Genomic DNA, 25132 nt, shown 5'->3' with positions numbered 1-25132 from the left:
CTGACGGCGATCGTTCAGTGCCCCGAGTGTGCTCGTGAGTCGGCACTCCCCACAGTGCGTGACCCATTGACCCGAGCTCATCGAGCCAACTATTAAGGACGGCTGGGCCGTAAACCACACCTAAAGGGTCTCGTTTTGGCAACATCAACCGCACGCGTAGACCCGAAATACGGACAAAGCGATCCTAGACAGACACCCCCGAAACGGACCGTTAATACATGTTCCGGAGAGCGACGCCCGATAACCGGACATCCGATCGAAGAAAACGGGTTGAACGTCCGTGGAACGCGCGCACCCGGTTCCCGAGGGCCCGCTGACGCGGCGCCACCGGCCGTCCCGGGGGCCGTCGCGGGGTGCCACCGGACCGTCACAAGACGTTTCCCGGAAGCGGCCCGGCCCCTCCGCACCGTGTGCGGAGGGGCCGGGCCGAAGAGGGACTGACAAGGGCCGAAAGGTACTGACCGGCGTCAGCGCTTGGCGCGCGAGGCGGTACGGGCGCGCTCGCGGGCGTCCAGGTTGACCTTACGGATCCGGACGGCCTCCGGCGTCACCTCGACGCACTCGTCGTCGCGGCAGAACTCCAGCGACTGCTCCAGGGAGAGCTTGCGCGGCGGGACGATCGCCTCGAACGAGTCGGCCGACGAGGACCGCATGTTCGTGAGCTTCTTCTCCTTGGTGATGTTCACGTCCATGTCGTCGGAGCGCGAGTTCTCGCCGACGATCATGCCCTCGTACACCTCGGTGCCGGGCTCGGTGAACAGCACACCGCGCTCCTGGAGGTTGGTCATCGCGAAGGCGGTGACCGCACCGGCGCGGTCGGCGACCAGGGAGCCGTTGTTACGGGTCTGCAGCGGGCCGAACCAGGGCTCGTGGCCCTCGTGGATCGAGTGGGCGATGCCCGTGCCGCGGGTCTGGGTCAGGAATTCCGTACGGAAGCCGATCAGGCCGCGGGACGGGACGACGAACTCCATGCGGACCCAGCCGGAGCCGTGGTTCGACATGTTGTCCATGCGGCCCTTGCGGACACCCATGAGCTGGGTGACGGCGCCCATGTGCTCTTCGGGCACGTCGACCGTCATGCGCTCGACCGGCTCGTGGACCTTGCCGTCGACGTCCTTGGTGACGACCTGCGGCTTGCCGATGGTGAGCTCGAAGCCCTCGCGACGCATCTGCTCGACCAGGATGGCGAGCGCGAGCTCACCACGGCCCTGGACCTCCCAGGCGTCCGGGCGCTCGGTGTCGAGGACACGGAGCGAGACGTTGCCGATCAGCTCGCGGTCCAGGCGGTCCTTCACCTGGCGGGCGGTGACCTTGCGGTCCTTGACGACGGACTTGGCGTCCGCGCCCTTGCCGGTGCCACCGCGGCCGACCATCGGCGAGGTGTTCGTACCGATCACCATGGAGATCGCCGGCTCGTCGACCGTGATCAGCGGCAGCGCGATCGGGTTCTCCGGGTCGGCCAGCGTCTCGCCGATCATGATGTCGGGGATGCCGGCGACGGCGCAGATGTCACCGGGGCCCGCCACCTCGGCCGGCTTGCGGGTGAGCGCCTCGGTCATCATCAGCTCGCTGATGCGGACGTTGTGGACCGAGCCGTCGCGCTTGATCCAGGCGACCGTCTGGCCCTTGCGCAGCTCACCCTGCTCGACACGGAGCAGCGCGATACGGCCGAGGAAGTTGTCCGCGTCCAGGTTGGTGACGTGGGCCTGCAGCGGGGCCTCGTCGTCGTACTGCGGGGCCGGGATGTGCTGGAGGATCGTCGAGAAGAATGGCTCCAGGCTGGTCGAGTCGGCCGGGACGGTGCCGTCCTGCGGCTTGGTCAGCGAGGCGATGCCGTCACGGCCGCAGGCGTAGACGATCGGGAACTCGATCTGGTCCTCGTCCGCGTCCAGGTCGAGGAAGAGGTCGTACGCCTCGTTCACGACCTCGTCGATGCGGGAGTCGGGACGGTCCGTCTTGTTGATGCACAGGATGACGGGGAGCCGGGCCTGGAGGGCCTTGCGCAGCACGAAACGCGTCTGCGGGAGCGGGCCCTCGGAGGAGTCCACCAGCAGCACCACGCCGTCGACCATCGACAGGCCGCGCTCGACCTCGCCACCGAAGTCGGCGTGGCCGGGGGTGTCGATGATGTTGATCGTGATCGGGTCCCCGCCGTCCTTGGGGTGATACTTCACCGCCGTGTTCTTGGCGAGGATCGTGATGCCCTTCTCACGCTCCAGGTCGTTCGAGTCCATGACGCGGTCGTCCACGGAGTCGAGCTGGTGCGCGCCGAAGGCACCGGCCTGCTTGAGCATGCCGTCGACGATGGTGGTCTTGCCATGGTCGACGTGGGCGACGATGGCTACGTTACGGATGTCATGGCGCGTGGGCATGTGTGGCTTGAGCTTCTCTCGGATCGTGGGATCAGGCGTCTCAGTCGCTCTCGGGTCCTCGTACGCCCGCCGGGCGTACGCGCCACGGCTACCCACCATCGTAAAGGGCCGACGCCGTAGCGGCTTCCCCGGCGAATTCCCGCAGCCCCCGGAACGGAGGTCGCGGCGGGCTCCGGACGGGGCCGGGGTCCGGTGTCCCGCCCGCCGGGCCGCGGCGGATCCGTGCTCGCCGCGGCCCTGATCGGTGCCGGCCGCCCGCTCCCGTCGTCCCCGTCGGCGTACGCGCTCACCGCGTCGCGGCGCGGTGCTCGTTCGCATCACCGTGGCCATGTCTTCCGACGGATTTCACCGAAGGACACGGCCACGGTCCCCGGTGGGACGTCTGACACGGGACTTGAGCGGCTCCGGAGGTGGGGCTCCACAGCGGCTGGGCTCCGGGACGAGGCCCGGAGGTGGGGGGAGTGAGCGGCCACCCGGGTCAGCGGGTGCTCACGACCTTGCCCGCCGGGAAGCCGGGCAGGCAAGGGACTTGAGCTGGTTCTGAGCTTCCGGCGCCGCTCTGACCTGCTGCTCCTCCAGCGCTTGTACGTCTTGTCCTCGTACGTCTCACGGCCGGTCCTCGTATGTCTCGTGGCCGGTCCTCGTACGTCCCGCACCCCGGCACGGTGTGGCCGTGGTCGGTGCTTGCGGCTACTGCTTGCGTTGCGCCGGGGGCCCTGCGGGCTGCGGGCGCTTGAAGCCGATGTCCTGGTAGTGGGGCGTCCCGAAGCCGAAGGCCCCGACGTTCACCAGTCGCTCGTCGGCCGCCACGAGCTGCGGCCTCTGGTAGAGGGGGATCGAGCCCGCGGCGGCCCAGATCCTGGCGTCCGCCTGGTTCATCAGGTCCCGGGCCGCCCCCTCGTCGAGCTCGGAGACCGCCTTGTCGAACAGCTGGTCGATGTGATCCGTCCCGACGCGGGTGTAGTTCTGCTCGACCACCAGCGAACCGTCACCGGCCGGCACCGGCTTGGCGTAGATCGGGCGGTTGTCGGTCGCCGGGTAGGCGGTGGCGGGCCAGGAGTAGAGCGCCAGGTCGTAGTCGCCGGCGGCGATGTGGTCCTGGAAGTAGCTGTCGTCGGAGACCCTGGTGATCGACGTGCCGATGCCGATCGAGTCGAGCATCGCCGAGATCTTGCCGCCGACCGCGCGCAGCGGCTCCGACCCGGGCCCGGACGGCAGGACGAAGCGCAGGTTCAGCGGCTGGCCGTCCTTGCCGAGCGGACCGCGTCCGGTCTCCGGGGCCGGGGCGGCGGTCCCGGCGGGGGCGTAGGCACCGGCCGCACCGCCGGGCCGCTGGTCCTGGGCGGCAATCGTGGCGGTGGCGTCCTTGAGGATGCCCGTTCCGGCCAGGTGCCCCGCCTGCCGCAGAAGGGCGGCGCTGTGGGCCGCTGCGGCGGGGGCGAGGATCCGCAGGCCGGTGGTGGTTCCGTCCGTGTCACCGGGTTTGCCGTCATCCCCCACGATGTCCAGACCGTCGCCGTGGCCGCCGTTCCTTCCGTCGTCGCCGTTCGCGCCCTCGACGCCTCTTGGGCCCTCGTTGCCGCTCCGGCCGTTCTTGCCGTCCTTGTCGTCCTTGTCGTTCTTCTTCTCGGCCTCGCTGCCCGCCTTCGCATTGCCCGGCTTCTTGATCGCGCCCTCGCGGGTCCAGCCCGCGTCGGCCAGCAGGGCCCGCGCCTCTTCCTTGTCCTCGCCGCCGAGCGCGCCGCTGCCGTCCTGGTACCCGGGCTGTCCGGCCAGGGCGACATGGCTGCCGAGCGGCACGGCGGGCAGGCCGAGCGGCTTGAGTACGGTGTCGACGAGTTCCTGCCGGTTCAGGGCCCGGGCGACCGCGCGCCGCACCCGCTCGTCGGAGAGCGGCCCGGACCCGCCGTTGAGCGCGAGCTGGGTGTACGCGGGCTCCAGCGACTTGCGGACCGCGTACGAGCGCAGCGCGTTCTGCTCGGCCGTGTACGCCTCCGCGGCGGCCCGGGCCTTCTCCCTGGCCGCTCGCGCGGCAGCCGCCTCCGTCTCGTTCGAGCCGTACGCCATGGCCCAGGAACGCATCGCGGCGGCCGGGTCGTCCGCGGCCCCGGGCCCGTGGGCGAGGGGCTGTCCGTTCGGACCGTTGCCGCGGGCCGCGGAGGCGACCCGGTTGGCCGTGCCGACGTCGATGTCGGCGACCTCCACCTTGCGCTCGGTCAGGGCCTGGAGTCGGTCCTTCGGCGCGACGGCGCGGAAGACGAGTGATTCGAGCTTGGCCGGCTTCCCCCACCAGCGCGGCTCACGGACGAGAGTGACCTCGCCCGCCTTCGCGTCCACACCGCTCAGCCGGAACGGCCCGGCCGTGGCCGCCAGGGTGGTCCGCGCGCCGTCGTTGAAGTTGTTCGGGGCGCCGGTCACCTCCTTCGGGTACAGCGGGGAGAACAGCGAGCGCCAGTCCGCGTACGGCTTGGCGAAGGTGACCCGGACCTCCAGGTCGTCGGCGCCGCGCTCGATCTTCGCGATGCGGTCGTACCCGGCGTTGCGCGCGGTCCAGTACGCCGAGTTCCTGCCGCTCAGCGCCCGCCACTGGGCGACGAAGTCGGGCGCCCCGATCTCCCGGCCGTTGCTCCACACCGCCTTCTGGTTGAGTTTGTAGCGCACCACCTGCCGGGGCTCGCGCTCGATCACCTTCGCGGACTCCAGGTAGTCCGGGTTGAGCTGCGGCCTGCCCCGGGCGTCCAGCGGGAACAGGGTCGGCAGCACGGCGCCGGTGATGCGGGTGGTGGAACCGTCGGCGTCGGCCTGGAACGCGTTGAGGGTGGCGGGCACGGAGTCGATCGCCCAGTGGACCGTCCCCCCGGCGGCGACCGAGCCCCGGCCCGTGGCCGCGACGTCCTGGGGAGCGGCGGCGGCCGTCGCCGATCCGCTGTCGTCGGCGGTGCAGCCGGCCAGTACGGGGAGCGTCAGCACGCCCGTCGTGAGGAGCGCGAGCGAACGGCGCTTACGGGCCGTCCCCCACGGGACGCCGACGTGGGACATGGCTGATACCTCCGGGGCCGGCCCGACCCACCCGCACCGAGACGGGCCGGATTTGTGCGTTTTGGATGGCATATGCAGTTGATCACACTGGTTCGCTCATCCACTGAAAGCGCACACGCGCGTGAGGCGGCGCAGACACGGCGGGGGCTTCCCGAAGCTCACCCGCGCAGCGCAATACCGGGGAGTCGCACGCGCCCGCGCACCCGGGGCTCACGTGTCATGCTCCGCATCCCGTGGCTCCACGCCCCCGTGTTCAGTGGTTCCCACGGCCCGAGTTCCGCGTTCCATGCCCGGCACGCTCCGCACCCCGTCCTCCGCGGCCCACGGCTCCACGGCCTGATTTCCGCGGTTTCAACGGCCCTCGTTCCGTGCGCCTGCGGCCGTCGGCCGCCGAGCGGACGGCGTCGACGGTTCCGGAGGTCGACGCACGAGGGGCGGCGGCGGGCGCAGGCGGCGGCTGAACGGCCCGCGACGGGCGCGGCGGCGCGGCGAACCGTTCCGGGGCGTCCTCCTTGGCGGGCCCCCGCTCACCCCCCGGCCAGCCGGTCGAGCAGCTCCGCGGCCTCGGCGACCGTGCGACGCTCCTCGTCGTCGAGTTCGGCGGCCAGCGCCTCGGCGAGCCAGTCGTTCTTGGCGGTCCGGAGCGTGGTCAGCACTTCCAGCCCGGTCCGCGTGATCGACACGACCGACTTGCGGCCGTCGGCCGGATCCGGCGCCCGCTCGACGAGCCCCCGGCTCTCCAGCGCGCCGACGGTGAGCCGCATGGACTGCGGACGCACGTACTCGGCACGGGCCAACGCAGCCGTGGTCGCCGGCCCCTCCCGGTCCAGCCGGGCGAGCACCGCTCTCTGCGTCGGCGTGAGCAGGCCCTCCGACGACGTGGAGCGCATGCGTCGCAGCAGCCGGCCGAGCACGGCACTCAGCCGCAGCGCGACCTGCTCCGGCTCCGGCTCCGGCTCCGGCTCCGGGGACGATGCGGCAGGCAGTTCGGCGGGCGGGTTCCCAGTCGGTTCCGGCATGGCGCCAACGTAAAGATGCACAGGCCACCTTGCAAGGCCGCCTGTCAATTATTGGGATGCTCTTGCCCCTTGCGTGACCAGCGATCTAGGGTGAATGCGCTTTCAAACGAGGGTCGGCACGTGCGGCGGCAGGGACGTACGGGCGCGAGAGGGAACGGACGGACGGTCGATCGAGTGAGCGCCCCAACGGTGTATGACGTCGCCGAGCGGTCGGGCGTCTCCATTGCCACGGTCTCCCGGGTCTACCGCACCCCCGATTCGGTACGCGCCCAGACCCGTGAGCGGGTCCTCGAAGCCGCCCGCCAGCTCGGTTACGTACCCAGTGGGAACGCCCGGGGCCTGGCCAGCCGGACCACCGGCGTGCTCGGTCTCTGCTTCCCCGACATGGCCGACCCCGACGCCGAGGCCGACGCGGAGGCGGACAGCGACGCCGACGACGCGGTGATGCTCTACTCCGACCAGATCATCCGCGGCATGGAGCGGGCGGCGCGCCGACACGGGTACGCGCTGCTGATCGCCGCGTCGCTGGAGGGCGGACCGGAGAGCGTCGCGAAGGTGGCGGGCCGGGTCGACGGGTTCGCCGTGCTGGCGCGGACCGTGCCGACCGAGGACCTCGAAGTGATCTCGCGGCGGCTGCCGGTGGTGATGCTCGCCGGGCCGCGTGAGATCGACCATCTCGACCACATCGTCGTCGCGAACGCCGACGGGGAGCGCGAATTGGCCCGCCACCTGATCGAGGACCACGGGCTGCGCAGGCTCGCCTTCGTCGGTGGCGAGGTCGAGTCGCCGGACGCCGAGGCGAGGTTCCGCGGCTTCCGGGAGGCGTGCCGCGACGCCGGGCTGCCGGTGCCGGACGCGCCGGACCTGCGGGCAGAGATCATGACGCAGGCGGAGGGCGCGCGGACCGCCGAGGCGCTGCTGGACCGGGAGGGCGAACGGCCCGAGGCCATGCTGTTCGCCAACGACCAGATGGCGGTGGGCGCGCTGCGGGCGCTGGAGCGGCGCGGGGTGCGGGTGCCGGAGGACATCGCGGTGACCGGGTTCGACGGAATTCCGCTGAGCCGGATCGTCCGCCCCTCGCTGACGACCGTGCGCCAGCCGATCCGCCAACTCGGCGAGCAGGCGGTCGAGTTGCTGGTGCAGCGACTGGGCGACAGCGGGCGGGAACCGGTGTCGCTGATGCTGCCGGTGTCCGTGGTCCGCCGCGCCAGCTGCGGCTGCGTCTGACCGGTACGAGCACCGGAACCAGTACCCGCACCCGCACGAGTACGACGCGCGAGCCGCGGTCACCCGGAGCGGCGTCCGCCGGGACCGGCCCGCGGGAACTCGCCCCGGACCGACCCGCCGGAACCGCCCACGGCCCGATCCCTCCCCCGACGCGGGCCGGGCTGCCGGAACGCGCCCACCGGCCCCGTCGGCCGGAGCGAGTCGCCGGGCGGGCCTCACCGGACCCGCCCGCCGCCGTCACGCCTTCAGATGCGCCCCGAAGAACCGCCGCCGGGCCGCGTACAGCTCCTCCGTCTCCGCCGCCCGCCCCGGGTGCTCGAAGTGCCCCGCGCTCAGCACCTGGAGTTCGCGCTCACCGGGCAGGGCGTTGTACACGGCGAACTGTCCCGGCGGCGGCACCGACGGGTCGAAGAGCGCCGCTGCCACCAGCACCGGCAGCTCCAGCCGGGTCGCGGCCGTGGCGGCGTCGAAGTACCGCAGCACCTCGGTGACCTCCGGGTGCGTGCGGTGGTGTCCGCGCACCGCCTCCCCGCTCCCCGCGCAGGGCAGGGTGAGCCGCAGCGGGTGGTTGCCGAACGTGGGCACCGTCAACTGCCCGGCGCCGAACCGGTCGTCCCACGGCAGGGCCAGCGCGCCGAGCCCGCCGCCGAAGCTCTCGCCGAGGTAGCCGAGCCGCGGGCCGCCCGCCCGGGGGTCCGTCTCCGGGACCAGTTCGTTCAGCGCCGACGCGGCGCACCACAGGTCCGCCACGCAGTCGCCTATGACGTACGTGTCGCGCGAGGCGATGCCGTGCAGGACGTGCCGGGCGGAGGCGTCCGGTACGCCCTCCCGCAGACCGCGCGTGGGCAGACCCCGTACGCACGGCAGGATCGCCGCCGACCGGGGCAGCGGCAGCGGCACGTCGGGGCCGGGCTCCTCGCGGCCGCCGTACCCGTGCCCGATGACGAATCCGTATTCCGCCGACGCCCCCTCGGCGGGCAGCGCGACCCAGCCGCCGAGCCGCACCCCTCCGACCGACGTGAACGTCACCCCGTGGATCCGTACGCCGTCGCGTTCCTCCTCCAGCGGGCCCAGCTCCGGCTCCGTGGCGACCGCGCGCGCCTGCGCGTACCGGGCCCGCCAGAAGGCGTCGAAGTCGTCCGGGGCGGTGGCCGGGGCGGGGACGCGGAGCAGGTCGTCGAGCGTGCGCCCGTAGGACGGATCGAAGGGGAAATCGTGTTCGAACGAAGTCATGGCCGCGACAGTACCGAAGCCGCCACCCCGCACCCCCGCACAATCCGTGACCCATTATGCGCAATCCGTCATATTCATCCGCCAATCGGTCACATCATTACCAATTCCACAAACAGTGCATCTAACGTGCCAAGTCGAACGTCCAGGCGTCCGGCGCGTTGCACGAGTGTGACCTAGCACCCTCTTGCGGAACTCCGAATTCCTGTCGCAGAGTGATGTATGCGCTTACAGGCAGCGCATACATCCGGATTGCTCAAGGAGGAGCCCTCCATGCCCCGCACCACCAGAACCGTCTCGATCGGGATCGCCGTCGCCGCCGCGCTCACCTTCGGTGTCACCGCGTGCGGCAGTTCCGGTGGCGACGGCGTCGCGGCGGACGAGAAGCAGACGATCACCGTCTGGGCCATGGGCGCCGAGGGCGAGAAGCTCACGGATGTGGCCAAGGAGTACACCAAGGCCAACCCGAACGTGACCGTGAAGGTCACCCCGGTCGGCTGGGACGTCGCCCACCAGAAGCTGGTCTCCGCCGCTGCCGCCGGCACCCTGCCGGACGTGGCGCAGATGGGCGGCAGTTACATGGGCGAGTTCGCCGAACTCGGCGTCCTGGAGCCGGTCGACACCAAGAAGTTCGACGAGAAGGACTTCTTCCCGTCCGGCTGGAAGCAGGGCGAGGTGGACGGCCAGGCGTACGGCGTGCCGTGGTACGTCGACACCCGCGTCCTCTACTACCGCACCGACCTGGCCGAGAAGGCCGGTGTCACCAAGGCTCCGACCAACTGGAAGGAGATGCAGGACCTCGCCACGGCCTACCAGAAGAAGGCCGGGACCAAGTGGGGTCTGTCCATCCAGCCGAGCGGCCTGGACACGGTGCAGAACTTCTACTCCTTCCTCTACTCCGCCGGCGGCGAGATCGTCGACGCCAAGGGCAAGGCCGTCATCGACAGCCCCGAGGCCGTCAAGGCGCTCAAGGAGTACGGCTCCTACTTCGACAAGGGCCTGTCCAACAAGTCCGTTCAGCCCGGCTACGACGTGGTGAAGGACTTCGGCAACGGCCGTGTCCCGATGTTCTTCGGAGGCCCCTGGCACGTCACCCTGCTGAACGAGAGCCAGCCGCAGATCGAGGGCAAGTGGGCGGTGGCGAACGTGCCCGCCGACAAGTCCTCCGTCTCCATGGCCGGCGGCTCGTCCCTGGTGATCTCCAAGGACAGCGAGCACAAGGCCGCCGCCACGGAGTTCATCAAGTACCTGACCGACACCAAGGGCCAGGCCGACTGGTACAAGCGCACCAAGGACCTGCCGGCCAACACCTCCGCCTGGACCTCCGGCGACCTCGCCGACGACACCTCCCTCCAGGTCTTCAAGAAGCAGATGGACACCGCGAAGGCCTCCCCCTCGCTGTCCAACTGGACCGAGATCACCGACAAGGTCGACCAGGCCATCGGCAAGGTCACCCAGGGCAAGGCGTCCGCCGAGGACGCGCTGAAGACGGCTCAGTCCGAAATCGAAGCTCTCGTGAAGTAACCAAGATCTCGTGAAGTAGGAGTCATGCGCACCATGACCTCAAAGGCCGCGGAGTCGGCCACGGTGCAGGCCGGGCCGGGGGCCTCCGGGTCCCCGGCCACCGGGCCCGCGGGTCGCCGGGACGGCAGGAAACGCTCGATGAGCGTGCAGAACGTGGCCGGCTGGCTGTTCTCCACGCCCTTCCTGGTCCTGTTCCTCGTCTTCATGGCGTTCCCGATCCTGGCGACGCTGGCGATGAGCTTCACGGACTTCGGGCTGCGCAACGTCACGCACCCGTTGGACGCGGAGTTCATCGGCTTCGACAACTACGTCAAGCTGTTCGGCGACGACAAGTTCCTCAAGTCGCTGTTCAACACGGCGTACTTCGTGGTGATCGGGGTCCCCCTGACGATCTTCCTGGGGCTGATCGTCGCCGTACTGCTGAACAACGGCATCGACCGGGCCCGGACCTTCTTCCGCGTCGGCTTCTACGCCCCGGTGGTGACCACCATCGTCGCGGTCGCCGTGGTCTGGCGGTTCGTGCTCGACCCGACCGACGGACTCGTCGCGGGCCTCTTCTCCGAGGTGGGTCTCACCGCGCCCGACTTCCTGGGCTCCGAGACGCTCGCCATGCCCTCCATGATCGCGATGGCGGTCTGGCGCAACCTCGGTACGGTCATGGTGCTCTTCATCGCCGGTCTCCAGGCCATCCCCACCGAGGTGCGGGAGGCCGCGCGGCTGGACGGGGCCGGCGTGTGGCAGGAGTTCAAGGGCATCACCGTGCCCCTGCTGCGGCCCACACTCCTCTACGCCACGGTGATCACCACCATCGGCTACCTCAACGTCTTCGAGGAACCGTTCGTGATGACCCAGGGCGGCCCCTCGGACTCCACTCTCACCGTCTCGCTGAACATGTACCGCGAGGGCTTCAACTTCTTCCACATGGGCTATGCGAGCGCCATGGCGTATGTCCTCTTCGTAGTGATCATGGGCATCACCGTGCTGCAGCTCCGACTGCTGAAGGACAACACGAAATGAGCGCCACCAGTGCACCGGGCGCCGTTCCGACGGCGCCGGAGAAGAAGTCCGGGGATCCGCTGCCGTCGAGGTCCGGGGGCTCGCGGCGGTCTGCCGGCAAGGACCGGACCGGCGGCCCCGGGCGCGTCCTCGTCTACGTCCTGCTCTCCGTCGGCCTGCTGGTCATGTCGGCGCCGTTCCTCTGGATGGCGGTCTCCGCCTTCAAGACGCAGCAGGACCTGACGGCCAGCCCGCCGGTATGGCTCCCGACCGAGTGGACCCTGGACAACTTCCGGAACCTGCTCGACAAGCTCGATCTGCCGCTGTACTTCATGAACTCGGTGATCGTGGCGGTGCTGGTCACCGTCTCGAACCTGGTGTTCTGCTCGATGCTCGGGTACGCCCTGGCCAAGCTGAACTTCGCCGGACGCAACAAGATCTTCGGGCTGGTCCTCGGCGCGCTGATGGTGCCCGGCAACCTGATGCTGCTGCCGTTGTTCGTGCTGATGAGCAAGCTCCAGCTGATCGACTCGTACGCCGGTCTGGTGCTTCCGTTCGCCGCCGGGGCGTTCGGGGTCTTCCTGATGCGGCAGTTCATGCAGTCGATCCCGGACGAGTTGCTGGAAGCGGCCCGGATGGACGGCGCCGGAGAGTGGTACATCTTCTGGCGGATCGTCATGCCGCTGGTGAAGCCCGCCCTGGCGACGCTCTCGATCTTCACGTTCCTGGGCTCCTGGAACAACTTCGTCTGGCCGCTCATCGCGACCAACGACCCCGACAAGTACACCCTCCCGGTCGCGCTGGCCACCTTCGCCACCGATCCCAACAAGGCGGGCGGCTCCAACGGCATGCTGATGGCCGGCTCGTTCCTGATCGTGCTGCCGGTCCTGGTCGTCTTCATCGCGCTCCAGCGACACTTCACCCAGGGCATCGCCACGGCAGGCATGAAGTAACGGCCCGCCTCTCCGAAGACCGCTTCGAAGACCGCTTCGAGGACCGCCTCGGGGAGATCGCCCCGGGCGGGCCTTCCCCGGGCGGCCGGTTCCATGAGCCGGTTCATGGGACCGGCGCACGGAACCGGCGCACGCGAACCGGTTCAACGGGCCGGTCCGCAGCACCGGCCCGCACGAGACCGCCGCCCCACCGAAACGTACGAGGCCGCGCACCCCACACCCCGCGTCGGCCACACCCCTTTCACGCACCAGAAGGACATTCCGCGATGACTCACACCCAGGTCCCGTTCCCCGAAGGCTTCCTCTGGGGCGCCTCCACCGCCGCCCACCAGATCGAGGGCAACAACACCAACTGCGACTGGTGGGTCAAGGAGCACACCGCGGGCACCCACATCCAGGAGCCCAGCCTGGACGCCTGCGACAGCTACCACCGCTGGCGCGAGGACATGGACGTGCTGGCCGCCCTGGGCTTCACCGACTACCGGTTCTCCATCGAGTGGGCGCGCATCGAGCCCGCCGAGGGACGCTTCTCCCGCGCCGAACTCGCCCACTACCGCCGCATGGTCGAGGGCGCCGTCGAACGCGGCCTGCGCCCCATGATCACGCTGCACCACTTCACGGTGCCGCAGTGGTTCGAGGCGCGCGGCGGCTGGACCGCCGAGGGCGCGGTCGATCTCTTCGCCCGTTACGTCGCGGCCTGCGCACCGGTGATCGCCGAGGACGTCACGCACGTCTGCACCATCAACGAACCGAACATGATCGCCGTCATGGCGGGCCAGGCCAAGCGCGGCGACAACAGCTTCCCGCCCGCGGGCCTGCCGACCCCCGACGACGAGACCACCGAGGCCGTCATCGCCGCCCACCACGCGGCCGTCAAGGAGGTCCGGGCGATCAACTCCGGCATCCAGGTCGGCTGGACCATCGCCAACCAGGTCTACCAGGCCCTGCCCGGCGCCGAGGAGGTCACCGCGGCCTACCGGTATCCCCGCGAGGATGTCTTCATCGAGGCCGCCCGCGGCGACGACTGGATCGGCGTGCAGTCCTACACCCGGACCAAGATCGGCCCCGAGGGCCCGATCCCGACGCCGGACGACGCCGAGCGCACCCTCACCCAGTGGGAGTACTACCCGTCCGCCGTCGGCCACGCGCTGCGCCACACCGCCGAGGTCATCGGCAAGGACATGCCGCTGATCGTCACCGAGAACGGCATCGCGACCGACGACGACAGCCGCCGGATCGACTACTACACCGGCGCGCTGAACGAGGTCGCCCGTGGCCTGGAGGACGGCCTGAACATCCATGGCTACCTGGCGTGGAGCGCGCTCGACAACTACGAGTGGGGCTCCTACAAGCCGACCTTCGGACTGATCGGCTGGGACCCGGAGACCTTCGAGCGGCTGCCCAAGCCGTCCGCCCGCTGGCTGGGCGAGATGGGCCGCACGCGCGCCCTGCCGCGCATCGCCGACTGACCACAGGGCCCGCCGACCCGTCTCGGCCCCGGCCGGCCTCGGCCCACCGACCGACCTCGGCCCACAGGCCGTTGTCGGCCCGAGACCGGGAGCGATCCGACGACGCTCCCGCCCGTACGGGAACCCGGAGGCACCTGACGACCGCCCGGTTCCCGTACGACCCCGCCCGTGCGGGCGACGCGCGTGTCCAGCCCCGCCGACGCGCGTCGCCCGCTCGGGTGCCGTACGCACCACGGCGCCCCGCGCCCTCAGCACGACCGACGAACGAAATCCGTCCACCGTCCACAGTCGGTGGCTCTTCTTCGAAGGATTCTGATGGACCGTCGCACGTTTCTCACCGCCGCGGGAACAGGGGCAGCCGCCCTGTCGCTCGGCGCGGTGTCCGTATCTTCCGCGAGCGCCGTACCCGCCGCGAACACCGTCGGCACCACCGGCACCACCGGTGCCACCGGTGCCACCGGCGCCGCCCGGCTCGCGCACGGCTCGAACGCGGCGCTGCTGCGGCGCTGGTTCCGCGACACGTACCGCTCCATGGAAGCGATGACGACCGACTTCGGTCTCGCCGTCGACAAGATCGACGTCAGCGGCCCCGGCGCACCCGTCCAGTCGCGCCAGACCTCGCCGACCAACATCGGCTGCGGCCTCTGGTCGACCGTCGCCGCGGCCGGACTCGGCGTCATCGACGGCTCGACGATGGAACGCCGCCTGGAGCGCGCCGTCCGGGCCGTCGAGAAGCTGGAGCGCCACCACGGCTTCTGGCTCAACTGGTACGACGCGCACGACGGTTCGGTCATCACCGAGTGGCCCGGCACCAACGACCCGGTGCGACCGTTCCTGTCGTCCGTCGACAACGCCTGGCTGGTCACCGGTCTGCGGATCGCCGCCGACGCCGCGCCCGCCCTGCGCCCCCGCATCGGCCGCATCCTGGCCACCGCGGACTGGTCGTACTACTACACCCCATACGACCCGGCCGACCCCGTCGCCGGACCCGGGCAGCTGCGCGGCGGCTTCTGGACCGACACCGGGGAACCCACCGGCCACCACTACGGCGCGCTCAACACCGAGCCGCGCATGGCCAGTTACCTCGGCATCGCGGACGGCTCGCTGCCCGCCGACCACTACTGGCACCTGCTGCGCACCATGCTCCCCGAGCACGAGCAGGAACAGCACCCGCAAGGCGCCTACGTCGCCATGGACGGCGTACGCGTCTGGCAGGGGCATTACACCCACCGGGGCCGCAAGATCGTCCCCAGCTGGGGCGGTTCCATGTTCGAGGCGCTGATGGTGCCGCTGTTCGTGCCGGAGGCGGAGTGGTCGCCGCGCTCCTGGGGCCTCACGCACCGGCGCTACGTACGGGGCCAGATCGAGCACGGCATGGAGGAGGCCAGGTACGGGTACTGGGGCTTCTCCCCCGCCAACATCCCCGAGGGCGGGTACCAGGAGTACGGCGTCGACGCGCTCGGCATGCAGGTCGACGGGTACGCCTCCAACACCGACCGCACGTACACGACGGACGGCGCCCCGCTGCCGCCCCCGTCGGCGTTCACGAACGGTGTGGTCACCCCACACGCCTCGTTCCTCGCCCTGCCCTACGCGCCGGACGAGGCGATCGCCAACCTGCGCGCGCTCGACCGCGACTTCGGCGCCTACCACGCCGGATACGGGTTCCGGGACTCCGTCAACGTGAGCACCGGGCGGGTCAGCGACTACATGCTCGCCCTCGACCAGGGGATGATCGCCGCCGCACTGGCCCAGGCACTGCGGCCGGGTCTGCTGCAGAGGCCGTTCCGTACGGGTGGCTTCCGGTCGCGGGTGCGTCCGCTGCTCGTCAAGGAGCGCTTCTCCATCTGACCGCACGCGGGGCGGCGCCGCCCGTGACCACACGGTCGCCGGGGCGCCGTCCGCGTGGTCACGGGCGGCGTCTTCGCCCGGTCGCGGGCCGCCGACAGTGGACATAGCCTCACAAAGGTGAGATCACTCGCGAGCCGTAGCCGAATACCCTCCCGGACCGGGCGGTCCGGCCGATCCGCCCGGTGCGGACGATCCACCTGGTCCAGAGGGTCCGGACCGGGCGGAGCCCCGCTCACCGTGCTGTCGACGACGTGCTTCCCGGCCCTCCTCCGGACGGCTCACGCCGCCGTCCCCGCCGTCCCCGGGCCCGGGGACGGGACCGGGACCAGCGACTACGGCGGGGCGGGTGCCGTGGACCTGATCGTGCCGCTGGCCGTCCTCGCCGGCACCGCGGCGACCGCCGCCTTCGCTCGCGTCCGGCGCCGGCGGCGCACCGCTACCCGTACCACCCCCGGGACGACAACCCGCCGACGGCCGTACGAGGGGGCGTAGGCCCTCCTCCCGCCCGGTTCAGTACATGCTGAGCAGTTGTTCCAGCGTGGGCTCGGCAGCCGGTGCCCCGTCGGGCAGTGCCAGCTCGAACCACACGGTCTTGCCGCGCGGCGTCCGCCTGGACCCCCAGCCCGTGCTCAGCATCCCGACCAGCTGCAACCCGCGCCCGCCCTCGTCGGTGTCGCGGGCCCGCCGCCGTCGCGGCTGGACCAGGCCCGCGTCCCACACCTCGCACACGAGCGTGCGGTCGAGCAGCAGGCGGAGCCGGATCTCGCCCTCGCCGTACCGCAGGGCGTTCGTGACCAGTTCGCTGACCAGCAGTTCGGTGGTGTCCACCAGCTCTCCGAGGCCCCAGGCGAGCAGCTGTTCACGGGCCAGTTCGCGGGCGCGGCCGACGGAGCGGGGCTCGCGGGGCAGCCGCCAGTCGCCGACGGCGTCGGCCGGAAGTCCCCGGATGCGTGCCATGAGCAGGGCGATGTCGTCCTCGCCGTGCCGGGTGTCGAGCGTGGCCAGGACGTGGTCGCAGACGTCCTCCAGCGGCCGCCGCGGCACGACGAGCGCCTCGCGCAGGGCCTTGAGCCCCTCGTCGAGCGGATGGTCGCGGGACTCGACGAGACCGTCCGTGTAGAGGGCTAGCAGGGCACCCTCCTTCAGTTCGACCTCGACCTCCTCGAAGGGCTCACCGCCGACGCCGAGCGGCATCCCGGGCGGGACGTCGAGCATGACGGCCCGTTGGCCCGGTTCGACCACCGCCGGGGGGAGGTGACCGGCGTTGGCGAAGGTGCACCGCCGGGTCACCGGGTCGTAGACCGCGTACACGCACGTCGCCAGGTACACCTCGGAGAGGTCCGCCTCACGGGACTTGTGGGCGGCCCGGGAGGGCCACTGGGCTCCGCCGCCGGAACCCCCGGGGAAGGCACCGGTGGCGCGGCCGGGGGTGCCGAGCCCCCGCGCGACCTCGTCGAGCGCGGCGAGCACCTCGGCCGGCTCCAGGTCGAGCAGGGCCAGAGTCCGTACGGCGGTGCGCAGTTCGCCCATGGCCACGGCGGCGCGCAGGCCACGCCCCATCACGTCGCCGACGACGAGGGCGGTGCGATGGCCGGGGAGTTCGATCACGTCGAACCAGTCGCCGCCCACCTCGGTGGCGGTGTTGCCGGGAAGGTACCGGCAGGCGATGTCGAGACCGGCGGCCTCGGGGTCACCGGGCGGCAGCAGACTGCGCTGGAGGATCAACGCCCGCTCGTGCTCACGCCGGTAGAGACGGGCGTTGTCGATACAGACAGCGGCACGGGCGGCGAGTTCGACGGCCAGGCCACGGTCCCGTTCACCGAAGGGCTCGCTGCCCTTGGTGCGGGAGAACTGGACGAGTCCGACCACCGTGTCGTGGGCGACCATCGGCACGGCCAGGGTCGACTGGACGAAGCCGCGGTCGTCGCCGGGGACGTCCTCCACGTGCCCGGTGCGCAGCGCGATGGCGCAGGGCGAGTGGTACGGGAACCGGTGCACGGCTCCGAGCGCGGGCGGGCCGTCGCCGGGGGCGGGTGCGGTCCGGTCCGCCGATGTGGTGGGCAGGGCGTCCGACACGGCGCTGGCGAAGGCGACCCGGCGCAGTTCGGCCGAGCCGCCGACGGACACCTGGCGGAGCGAGTCCCAGCTCCCGGGCGGCGCGTCGTCACCGGTGAGCAGCCCCTGGTAGAGGTCGACGGAGGCGAGGTCGCAGAAGCCCGGCACGGCGACGTCGAGGAGTTCGCGGGCGGTGGTCTCCAGGTCGAGGGAGTTGCCGATGCGGGCGCTGGCCTCGTTGAGCAGGGCGAGGTTGCGGCGGGCACTGGCCGCCTCCCGGGCGGCGATATGGCGCCCCGTCACGTCGGTGGCCAGCCCGGCGATGCCGACGGGCCGGCCCGAACCGCTGTGGACGCGGTAGAGGTTCATGGACCAGTACCGGCGGTCCGGGTCGCCGGGGGCGTGGCCGACGAGTTGGAGGTCGGTGACGGACGTACCGGTCTCCAGCACCCGCTTCAGGGTGGCGGTGAGACGGTCCGCCTCGGTGCGGGAGAGGTAGTCGTCGACGGTGCGCCCCCGGTGGTCCTCGGCCCTGCCGCCGAAGACGGTGGCGAAGCGCTCGTTGGCACGCACCACCGCGAGGTCCGTACCGAACAGCACGAAGCCGAAAGGAGATTGGCCGAATATGGCCTGTGAAGCGGCGAGGTCCGTCTCGATGCGGCGCAGGGCGCGGACGTCCACGACGATGCAGAGCGCGGCCCGTTCCCCGGTCTTGGTCTCGCTCGGCATCACATAGAGCTCGGCGAGCCCGCGGACGCCCCGCTCCCCCGGTATCCGGAACGGGACGAGGCCCGTCCACTCCCTGCCGTCGAGGATCTCGCCGACCCGACGGTGACCGTCCCGCCGCAGCTCGGCGGGCATGAACGCCTCGACCGGGTCCATGCCCACGGCGACGTCCGCGGCGATCCCGAACAAGCCCGCGGCCCGTCGGCTCCACTGCTCGATCAGGCCATCGGCGCCGATCGAGAAGGAGGCGACCCTGATGTAGTCATAGATCGAGCCGGGCGGACTGTTCTGCCACACGATGCCGCCCGCCGTCCCAGGTATTTCGCTCACGCGACCGTCCCCTCCAGCTCACACACCGGACCGGCCCTGACCGCAGTATTCAGCACTCCGGCCCCGACCGACACGGCGTTCACGATCACAGCACGGTCTCAGTCCGTTTCGGACAGGTTCTGCTCGACCAGGTGATCGCCGTGCGCGTCGTCCCACCCCACTCCTAACCAGGCAGCGCCAGCTCGAACCACACGGTCTTGCCGGTCTTTCCACGCCTGGTCCCCCAGCGACGAGCGGAGCACGCCACCAGTTGCAGCCCCCTGCCGCCCTCGTCGTCGGGCCCCGCAGGGCGTTCGGTAGGCGGATCCGGAAGCGGATCGGAGACCTCCACGAGCAGGCCGGAGTGGGCGGAGGCCGCGTCACCGTTGGGATGGGGGCGCTGCAACCGTACCCCGATGGGACCCGATGTGTACTGCAAGGAGTTGGTGACCAACTCGCTGACCAGCAAAACCGTCACATCCCCGACAGCTGCGTCGAGCCCCCAGCCGCGCAACGCCTCGTGAACGGCGCGCCGCGCGGTGCGCACCGCGCCGGGCACAGCGGGAAAGGTCCACTCGGCGCAGTCGCCTTCGGTGTCGATCACGCCGATCACTTCCCAAGACCAGCAACGGGTACGCCCTGCTTACACGGGATAATCAGCTCATACCCGATATTCGGGGCGAACTATCGCCGGGATCGACACGTGGGGCGTACGGGTGTATGACCCCGCACGCGAACAGATGTACACAGAGAGAGGGGCGCACGGGGAGAGCACCGCGCGCCGGAACGGCGGGAACCGGCGCCGACCGCCGCCCGACTCCGCGTCAGCGGCGCACACCGTACCCACCGGCTCGCACCACTCCCGGCGCCGGTCCGCCCCCGGCGCCGTACCGGTCCCCAGGGGGCCGGGATCCGGGCCCCGGCACCGCGAGCGGCGCGACGTCAGATGTCGGCGGGGGCGCCGCCCGGCACATCGACGGGGGCGCCGTCCGGCAGGCATCGCACTGCTGCCGCGACGGCGGGCAGATCCTGATCCAGCCAGTCGACCGAGTAGATCTCGTCGGGCCCGAGCCAGCACAGTTCGTCATGGTCCTCAAGCGGCTCGGGCACACCGGACACCAGCCGCACCGTCCACACCCTGAGCACGTACCCCGGCTTCAGCGGCCACTCACCGGGAACGCGCTCCAGTGGGCGCACTTCCACGCCGAGCTCCTCCCGGAGTTCCCGTACGAGCGCCTGCTCACCGGTCTCCCCCGGCTCCAGCTTCCCGCCCGGCAGCTCCCAGCGGCCGGCCAGCTCGGGCGGGGCGCTGCGGCGCGCGGCCAGCAGGCGGCCCCGATCGAAGACGGCTCCGGCCGCCACCACACGATTGCTCATGAGCCGGAGCGTAACTCCGAGGGCCCGGACGAGGTGCGGGAAAGTGCGCCCACGGATGCCCTCGCACGACACCCCGGCCCCGCGCCGCACCCGGGCGCTCCACCGCCCTCGGCCCGGCGCCACGGTCGGCACATCACCACGGCCGGTCGGCATTCCCGGGCGGACACATCACCACGGCCGGTCGACGTCCCGGGCGGACACATCACCACGGCCGGTCGGCATTCCCGGCGGGTGCATCGCCACGGCCCGGTGCGCCCCGGCCCCGTCACGTCAGAGACCGGCGCCTTCACAGGCCCGGCATGTCACGGCCGCGTGCGCCGGTCGGCGCGCTCCACCCAATAGAGCTGCTCGTGGCCGTGGATCTCCAGCTTGTCGGCCATCTCCTGAGCCTCGCCGCGTGTGGCGTATCTGCCGACGCGATAGCGATTGCCGTTGTCGTCCTGCCGTATCACCAGCCAAGGGAGCTCGGCACCACTGTCGGTCATCGCGCCCCTCCCAAGCATCGCGCCCCTCCCCCGAACGGCTCGCACGTCTTCAACGGCTCGTTTAAGAATCCCCAGGAAACCGCGGTACGCATATGCCGGACCCTACGCCAGACCTTTACTGAACGGATACGTAATTACACAAAGAGATACCGATCCGGCCACACAAGAGGGGCGCATCCCCTCGGATGCGCCCCCACGACGACGTCGACGACGACATCGGCCGGCCGTGCGGCTCCTCGGCCGACTACCCCCACAGGCTTTCCAGGGCATGACGGGCAAGACCGGCGGCGGCCGCTCGCCGGTCAAGGAACCCGGCCCTGCGGCGGCCCGGCGAACGGCAGCATCCTCCGCGCGCCGCTCACCTGACCGGGAGGTGGTAGGCGATCCGGAAACGGTCGGCGGGCACCACCACGTCCGCCGTCTCGACGGGGCGCCCCGACGCATAGAACGTACGCTCGATCACCATCACGACATGGCCCGGAACACCGCCGAGCGCCAGGAGCTCCTCCGCCAGCCCCGGGCGCGCACCGACCTGCTCGACCACGTTGTCCACGACGACATCGATCGCGGCCATCCGCTCGACCACCCCGCAGCCGCCCAACGGCCCTTCCTCCGGCAGCATCACGGGCGTACGCCCCGTCAGCGCGAGCGGCTCCCAGGACGTGGAGAGCATCATCGGCTCCCCCGCCTCGCGGAAGGTGTAACTCGTACGCATCACACGGTCGCCGGGCTCGATGTCCAACCGCTCGGCGACGGGACCGGTCGCCTCCTCCTGCTCACTGCGAGACTCCCACGTACCTCGCGCGCCGCCCGCCGTCTGTTCCTGACGGAACGAACTGGCCCCCGAAACGGGCCGGTACCCCGAGCGGGCGATCCGGCGCGGAACCGGCCGCTCTCGCACATACGTACCGGAACCGGAGCGACCCTCGACCAGCCCCTCGGCCATCAGCACCTTGCGCGCCTCCAGCGCGACGGTGTCCGACACCCCGTACTCCTCGCGGATACGGGCCTGGGACGGCAGGCGCGTACGCGGCGGCAGCGAACCATTGACGATCTTCTCTCGCAGATCGCTCGCAACACGCAAATAGGCGGGCTGCTCACCGAAAGTCACAGGCCTCTCCCAACAGGTTGACGGTCTGCAACAGATTGACAACGGTCGGTTGCCCATCGCAAGCAAAGGCCAGAGATTCACTCGAAGTGATGATCCATTGGAGCGGCGCGCATGACGCGCTCCGCGCGCAGGGATAAACCGTACATGCGTCCGTACATCATGCATCCGCGCAAGGGGCGAGGAGCGGCCACGACGGCGGCCGTCCCTCGCCCCTCCCCGACCCTGCTCACGCCTCCGTGGCCCGACGGCCGACGGGGCATCCCGGCGAGCCGTCCGCCGACCAGGGCATCGACCGGGCCATCGAGCGAATCGTCGAACGATCCGTCGGGCGGACCACCCGGGAAGCCGCACGGTCCGCCCGACGTGACGTCATCAGAACTGCAGGCCCCAGGAGTTGATCCGCCCGGTGTCGCCCGCCGCGCTGTCGGTGACGCGCAGCTTCCAGGTGCCGTTGGCCACCTCGGACGAGGCGTTCACCGAGTAGGTGGTGACCACGTCGTCGCTGCTGCCGCCCGTTCCGCTCGCCTTCAGGTTGTAGACCGAACCATCGGGCGCGACCAGGTCGATCTTCAGGTCGCCGATCCAGGTGTGCGTGATGTCGACGGGCACACCCAGCGTGGCCGGAGCGTTCCCGCTGACACCGGAGACCGTGATGGGCGACTCGACGGTGGAGTTGTCACGGATGGTGTACGCCGTCGCGTTCTCGAACTTCGGTCCCGGCGGGGTCGTGGTGCCGCTGCCGACGTTCAGCAGCCGGTTCGGGGAGCCCGTGCCCGGGCTCGTCACCACTCCGGTGCTCGCCGCGGCGACCAGTCCGGCGGAGACCTGTGCGGGACTCTCGGCCGGGTGGTCGGCCAGGTAGAGGGCGGCCGCACCGGCGACGTGCGGGGTCGCCATCGAGGTGCCGGAGATCGTGTTGGTGGCGCTGTCACTGGTGTTCCACGCCGAGGTGATCGACGACCCCGGGGCGAAGACGTCCAGCACACTGCCGTAGTTGGAGAAGCTGGAGCGGGCATCCGTGCTGGTCGTCGAGCCGACCGTGATGGCCTCGGTGACCCGCGCGGGAGACCGGGTGGAGGCGTCGGTCGACTCGTTGCCCGCGGCCACCGCGTAGGTCACGCCGGACGCGATCGACTTGCGCACGGCGGCGTCGAGCACGGAGTCCGCCCCGCCGCCCAGGCTCATGTTGGCGACGGCCGGCTTGACGGCGTTCGCCGTCACCCAGTCGATGCCCGCGACGACTTGATCGGTCGTGCCGGAGCCGCTGTTGTCGAGGACGCGGACGCCGACGACCTTCGCCTTCTTGGCCACGCCGTACGACGAGCCGGCGACGGTGGCGGCCACGTGCGTGCCGTGACCATGGCCGTCCTGCGCGGTGTTGTCGTTGTCGATGGCGTCGTAGCCGTACGAGGCCCGGCCGCCGAAGTCGTTGTGGGTGATCCGGACACCGGTGTCGATGATGTAGGCGGTGACACCCTCACCGGCCTTGTCCGGATAGGTGTAACTCTGGTTCAGCGGAAGGTTCTTCTGGTCGATCCGGTCCAGCCCCCATGAGGGCGGCGAGGGCTGCGTGCCGGTGATCCTGAAGGTCCGGTTCTGCACGACGGACTCGACGGCCGGGTCCGCGGCGAGCTTCTTCGCCCGGTCCTCCGAGAGTTCCACCGAGTAGCCGTTGAGGGCCGCGCGGTAGGTCCGCTTGATCTTCGCGCCGTACTCCCTGGCGAGGGCCTTGCCCTTCGCCGATCCCGCGTCGGCCGCCGACTCGTCGAGCGTGACGATGTAGCTGCCGCTGATGGCGCCCGGGGCACCCGCGTTCTCGATCCGGCCTTCCGCCGCCGGACCGGCCGCGGTGGCGGGGAACGCCGCCGCGGTGGAGAGCGCGAGGGCCGCACCGGCTATGACGCTCGCGGCGGCGGCTCTTCGCCGGGCGTGGGGGGTGTGACGCATCACTGACATCCGAGGGTTCCTCCTCGATCGCGGTGCACTGGTGTGGGGTCCAGGGGTCATGGAGGTGAAGGTGGAGCGGTGCCGGGCGGGCCGAGCCGAATGAGCTCGAATAGCATGGACATGACAATCCACTGCTTCGGATTCCGCGCCGTCCAAGGCCCGGCCGACAGCGAAAGGTTGACCGATCCTTGGGATTCGCACAAGGGTGCGTTGACGCATGCCATACATTCGCCATTCAGCCGCCATACACCTGACACGCTGACGGGCATGGCTTCCTATCTCTGCCCGCGGGACGGCACCCGCGCCGACACGACCTCCCTGACCTGGTGTTGCACCCTCTGCGGCGGCCCCCGGGACCTCAACTTCGAGCCTGCCGGACCGATGTCCCTCAACTCCCTGACCGGTCGCGTCAATTCACTGTGGCGTTACGAAGAGGTGCTGCCCCTCGCCTCTCCCACGACCAGCCTCGGAGAGGGCCGCACCCCACTCGTCCCGCTCACCGACACGGTCTCGGCCAAGCTCGACTACCTGATGCCGACGCTCTCGTTCAAGGACCGCGGCGCGGTGATGCTCGCCGAACTCGCCCGGCGTCTGGCACCCGAACGGGTCGTCGCGGACAGCAGCGGCAACGCGGGCACGGCCGTCGCCGCGTACTGCGCCCGCGCCTCGCTCCCCTGCACGGTGTACGTCCCCGAGGGCACGTCACCGAAGAAGACCGAGCAGATCCGGGCGCACGGCGCCCACCTGGAGATCGTCCCCGGCGACCGCGAGACCACCGCGCGAGCGGCCCGAGCCGCCGCCGACGCCCCCGGCACCTTCTACGCCTCGCACGTCTTCAACCCGTACTTCCTGCACGGCACGAAGACCTATGTGTACGAACTGTGGGAGGACCTCGGCGGCCGTCTGCCGGACGCCATCGCCGTACCGGTCGGCAACGGCACCCTTCTCCTCGGGGCCGCCCTCGCCACCGCCGAACTCCACGCCCAGGGGCTGATCGACGAACGCCCCGCGCTGATCGCCGTCCAGGCCGAGGCCGCATCGCCGCTGGCCACCGCCTTCCACACGGGCTCCGACGACCTCCTCGGCGCCCCGACCGGCACGCCCGCGCCGACTTCGCCGACCCTCGCGGAGGGCATCGCCATCCCCTGCCCGCCGCGCGCCCGCGCCGTCCTGGCGGCGGTGCGCGCATCGGGCGGCACCTTCCTCACGGTGACCGAGGCGCAGATCCGTGCGGCCCAACTGGACCTGGCCGCACGGGGCTTCTACGTGGAGACGACGGGCGTCGCCTGCTGGGCGGCGGTCGGCGGCCGGACGGACCTCGAAATCGTCGTACCGCTGTGCGGCGCGGGCCTCAAGACGGGCCTCGCCCCCTGACACAGGAAGCCGAACACGGGGCACAGGGACAAGGAGACACGGGACACGGGACACGGGACACGGGACAC

At 70.8% G+C, this 25132-nt stretch carries 18 protein-coding genes; 8 read left to right on the top strand and 10 right to left on the bottom strand.

Annotation, left to right across the window (positions count from 1 at the left end; all coding sequences use genetic code 11):
* Positions 1-467: 467 nt before the first annotated feature.
* From typA to AMK22_RS03725, 3 genes are all read right to left on the bottom strand, one after another.
* Positions 468-2372, bottom strand: a complete 1905-nt coding sequence (gene typA, locus AMK22_RS03735; RefSeq protein ID WP_073781767.1) for a translational GTPase TypA — start codon at positions 2370-2372, stop codon at positions 468-470.
* A gap of 690 nt (positions 2373-3062) precedes the next feature.
* Positions 3063-5411, bottom strand: a complete 2349-nt coding sequence (locus AMK22_RS03730; protein WP_073781766.1) for an ABC transporter family substrate-binding protein — start codon at positions 5409-5411, stop codon at positions 3063-3065.
* Positions 5412-5938: 527 nt separating this feature from the next.
* Positions 5939-6430: a MarR family winged helix-turn-helix transcriptional regulator gene (locus AMK22_RS03725; RefSeq protein ID WP_073781765.1), complete on the bottom strand. Its 492-nt coding sequence runs from the start codon at positions 6428-6430 to the stop codon at positions 5939-5941.
* Between the two features lie 174 nt (positions 6431-6604).
* Between AMK22_RS03725 and AMK22_RS03720 the strand changes: the two genes are divergently transcribed.
* On the top strand, positions 6605-7657 hold the full coding sequence (locus AMK22_RS03720; protein WP_073781764.1) for a LacI family DNA-binding transcriptional regulator: 1053 nt from the start codon (positions 6605-6607) through the stop codon (positions 7655-7657).
* 237 nt (positions 7658-7894) lie between these two features.
* Here AMK22_RS03720 and AMK22_RS03715 read toward each other — a convergent pair whose 3' ends face one another.
* Positions 7895-8890 (bottom strand): acetylxylan esterase, encoded by a 996-nt coding sequence (locus AMK22_RS03715; RefSeq protein ID WP_073781982.1) that lies wholly within the window; start codon positions 8888-8890, stop codon positions 7895-7897.
* Between the two features lie 270 nt (positions 8891-9160).
* On the opposite strand from AMK22_RS03715, the gene AMK22_RS03710 reads away from it, so the two are divergent.
* The 6 genes from AMK22_RS03710 (at position 9161) to AMK22_RS03685 (ending at position 16172) form a co-directional block, all read left to right on the top strand.
* Positions 9161-10411: a sugar ABC transporter substrate-binding protein gene (locus AMK22_RS03710; RefSeq protein WP_073781763.1), complete on the top strand. Its 1251-nt coding sequence runs from the start codon at positions 9161-9163 to the stop codon at positions 10409-10411.
* 24 nt (positions 10412-10435) lie between these two features.
* A complete protein-coding gene (locus tag AMK22_RS03705; protein ID WP_073781762.1) occupies positions 10436-11428 on the top strand; it encodes a carbohydrate ABC transporter permease in 993 nt (330 codons plus the stop codon).
* On the top strand, positions 11425-12360 hold the full coding sequence (locus AMK22_RS03700) for a carbohydrate ABC transporter permease (protein ID WP_073781761.1): 936 nt from the start codon (positions 11425-11427) through the stop codon (positions 12358-12360). Before AMK22_RS03705 ends, AMK22_RS03700 begins: the two co-directional genes overlap by 4 nt.
* A 266-nt stretch (positions 12361-12626) precedes the next feature.
* Complete coding sequence (locus tag AMK22_RS03695; RefSeq protein ID WP_073781760.1) at positions 12627-13829, top strand: glycoside hydrolase family 1 protein; 1203 nt, start codon at positions 12627-12629, stop codon at positions 13827-13829.
* Positions 13830-14144: 315 nt separating this feature from the next.
* Positions 14145-15680, top strand: coding sequence for a glucoamylase family protein (locus AMK22_RS03690; protein WP_073781759.1), 1536 nt, complete (start codon positions 14145-14147; stop codon positions 15678-15680).
* A 237-nt stretch (positions 15681-15917) separates the two neighbouring features.
* Positions 15918-16172 (top strand): hypothetical protein, encoded by a 255-nt coding sequence (locus tag AMK22_RS03685; protein WP_073781758.1) that lies wholly within the window; start codon positions 15918-15920, stop codon positions 16170-16172.
* Positions 16173-16190: 18 nt separating this feature from the next.
* Here the strand turns inward: AMK22_RS03685 and AMK22_RS03680 are convergent, their stop codons facing one another.
* From AMK22_RS03680 to AMK22_RS03655, 6 genes are all read right to left on the bottom strand, one after another.
* Positions 16191-18758, bottom strand: coding sequence for a SpoIIE family protein phosphatase (locus tag AMK22_RS03680; protein WP_199883126.1), 2568 nt, complete (start codon positions 18756-18758; stop codon positions 16191-16193).
* Positions 18759-18954: 196 nt separating this feature from the next.
* Complete coding sequence (locus AMK22_RS03675; RefSeq protein ID WP_073781756.1) at positions 18955-19383, bottom strand: ATP-binding protein; 429 nt, start codon at positions 19381-19383, stop codon at positions 18955-18957.
* Positions 19384-19712: 329 nt separating this feature from the next.
* The gene (locus AMK22_RS03670) at positions 19713-20147 is read right to left on the bottom strand and encodes a (deoxy)nucleoside triphosphate pyrophosphohydrolase (RefSeq protein ID WP_073781755.1); all 435 of its coding nucleotides are present in this window, start codon (positions 20145-20147) and stop codon (positions 19713-19715) included.
* Positions 20148-20449: 302 nt separating this feature from the next.
* Positions 20450-20632, bottom strand: coding sequence for an SPOR domain-containing protein (locus AMK22_RS03665; RefSeq protein ID WP_384414372.1), 183 nt, complete (start codon positions 20630-20632; stop codon positions 20450-20452).
* 358 nt (positions 20633-20990) lie between these two features.
* Complete coding sequence (locus tag AMK22_RS03660) at positions 20991-21743, bottom strand: GntR family transcriptional regulator (protein ID WP_073781753.1); 753 nt, start codon at positions 21741-21743, stop codon at positions 20991-20993.
* A 372-nt stretch (positions 21744-22115) separates the two neighbouring features.
* Positions 22116-23699 carry a S8 family peptidase gene (locus AMK22_RS03655; protein ID WP_073781752.1) on the bottom strand — a complete coding sequence of 528 codons (1584 nt, stop codon included), beginning with the start codon at positions 23697-23699 and terminating at the stop codon, positions 22116-22118.
* 258 nt (positions 23700-23957) lie between these two features.
* Here AMK22_RS03655 and AMK22_RS03650 point away from each other — a divergent pair, with 258 nt between their 5' ends.
* Positions 23958-25064, top strand: a complete 1107-nt coding sequence (locus AMK22_RS03650) for a threonine synthase (protein ID WP_073781751.1) — start codon at positions 23958-23960, stop codon at positions 25062-25064.
* Positions 25065-25132 lie beyond the last annotated feature (68 nt).

The organism is Streptomyces sp. CB01580 (assembly GCF_001905795.1).
Classification (GTDB): domain Bacteria; phylum Actinomycetota; class Actinomycetes; order Streptomycetales; family Streptomycetaceae; genus Streptomyces.
Note: the sequence above shows the minus strand (reverse complement) of the source record. Positions and strands in the feature narration are given on the sequence as shown.

What these genes read in the sequence shown, in the direction of transcription:
- typA (WP_073781767.1), bottom strand. Translation starts at nt 2,372, where the DNA reads ATGCCCACGCGCCATGACATCCGTAACGTAGCCATCGTCGCCCACGTC.
- AMK22_RS03730 (WP_073781766.1), bottom strand. Translation starts at nt 5,411, where the DNA reads ATGTCCCACGTCGGCGTCCCGTGGGGGACGGCCCGTAAGCGCCGTTCG.
- AMK22_RS03725 (WP_073781765.1), bottom strand. Translation starts at nt 6,430, where the DNA reads ATGCCGGAACCGACTGGGAACCCGCCCGCCGAACTGCCTGCCGCATCG.
- AMK22_RS03715 (WP_073781982.1), bottom strand. Translation starts at nt 8,890, where the DNA reads ATGACTTCGTTCGAACACGATTTCCCCTTCGATCCGTCCTACGGGCGC.
- AMK22_RS03710 (WP_073781763.1), top strand. Translation starts at nt 9,161, where the DNA reads ATGCCCCGCACCACCAGAACCGTCTCGATCGGGATCGCCGTCGCCGCC.
- AMK22_RS03705 (WP_073781762.1), top strand. Translation starts at nt 10,436, where the DNA reads ATGCGCACCATGACCTCAAAGGCCGCGGAGTCGGCCACGGTGCAGGCC.
- AMK22_RS03700 (WP_073781761.1), top strand. Translation starts at nt 11,425, where the DNA reads ATGAGCGCCACCAGTGCACCGGGCGCCGTTCCGACGGCGCCGGAGAAG.
- AMK22_RS03695 (WP_073781760.1), top strand. Translation starts at nt 12,627, where the DNA reads ATGACTCACACCCAGGTCCCGTTCCCCGAAGGCTTCCTCTGGGGCGCC.
- AMK22_RS03690 (WP_073781759.1), top strand. Translation starts at nt 14,145, where the DNA reads ATGGACCGTCGCACGTTTCTCACCGCCGCGGGAACAGGGGCAGCCGCC.
- AMK22_RS03670 (WP_073781755.1), bottom strand. Translation starts at nt 20,147, where the DNA reads ATGAGCAATCGTGTGGTGGCGGCCGGAGCCGTCTTCGATCGGGGCCGC.
- AMK22_RS03665 (WP_384414372.1), bottom strand. Translation starts at nt 20,632, where the DNA reads ATGACCGACAGTGGTGCCGAGCTCCCTTGGCTGGTGATACGGCAGGAC.
- AMK22_RS03655 (WP_073781752.1), bottom strand. Translation starts at nt 23,699, where the DNA reads ATGTCAGTGATGCGTCACACCCCCCACGCCCGGCGAAGAGCCGCCGCC.
- AMK22_RS03650 (WP_073781751.1), top strand. Translation starts at nt 23,958, where the DNA reads ATGGCTTCCTATCTCTGCCCGCGGGACGGCACCCGCGCCGACACGACC.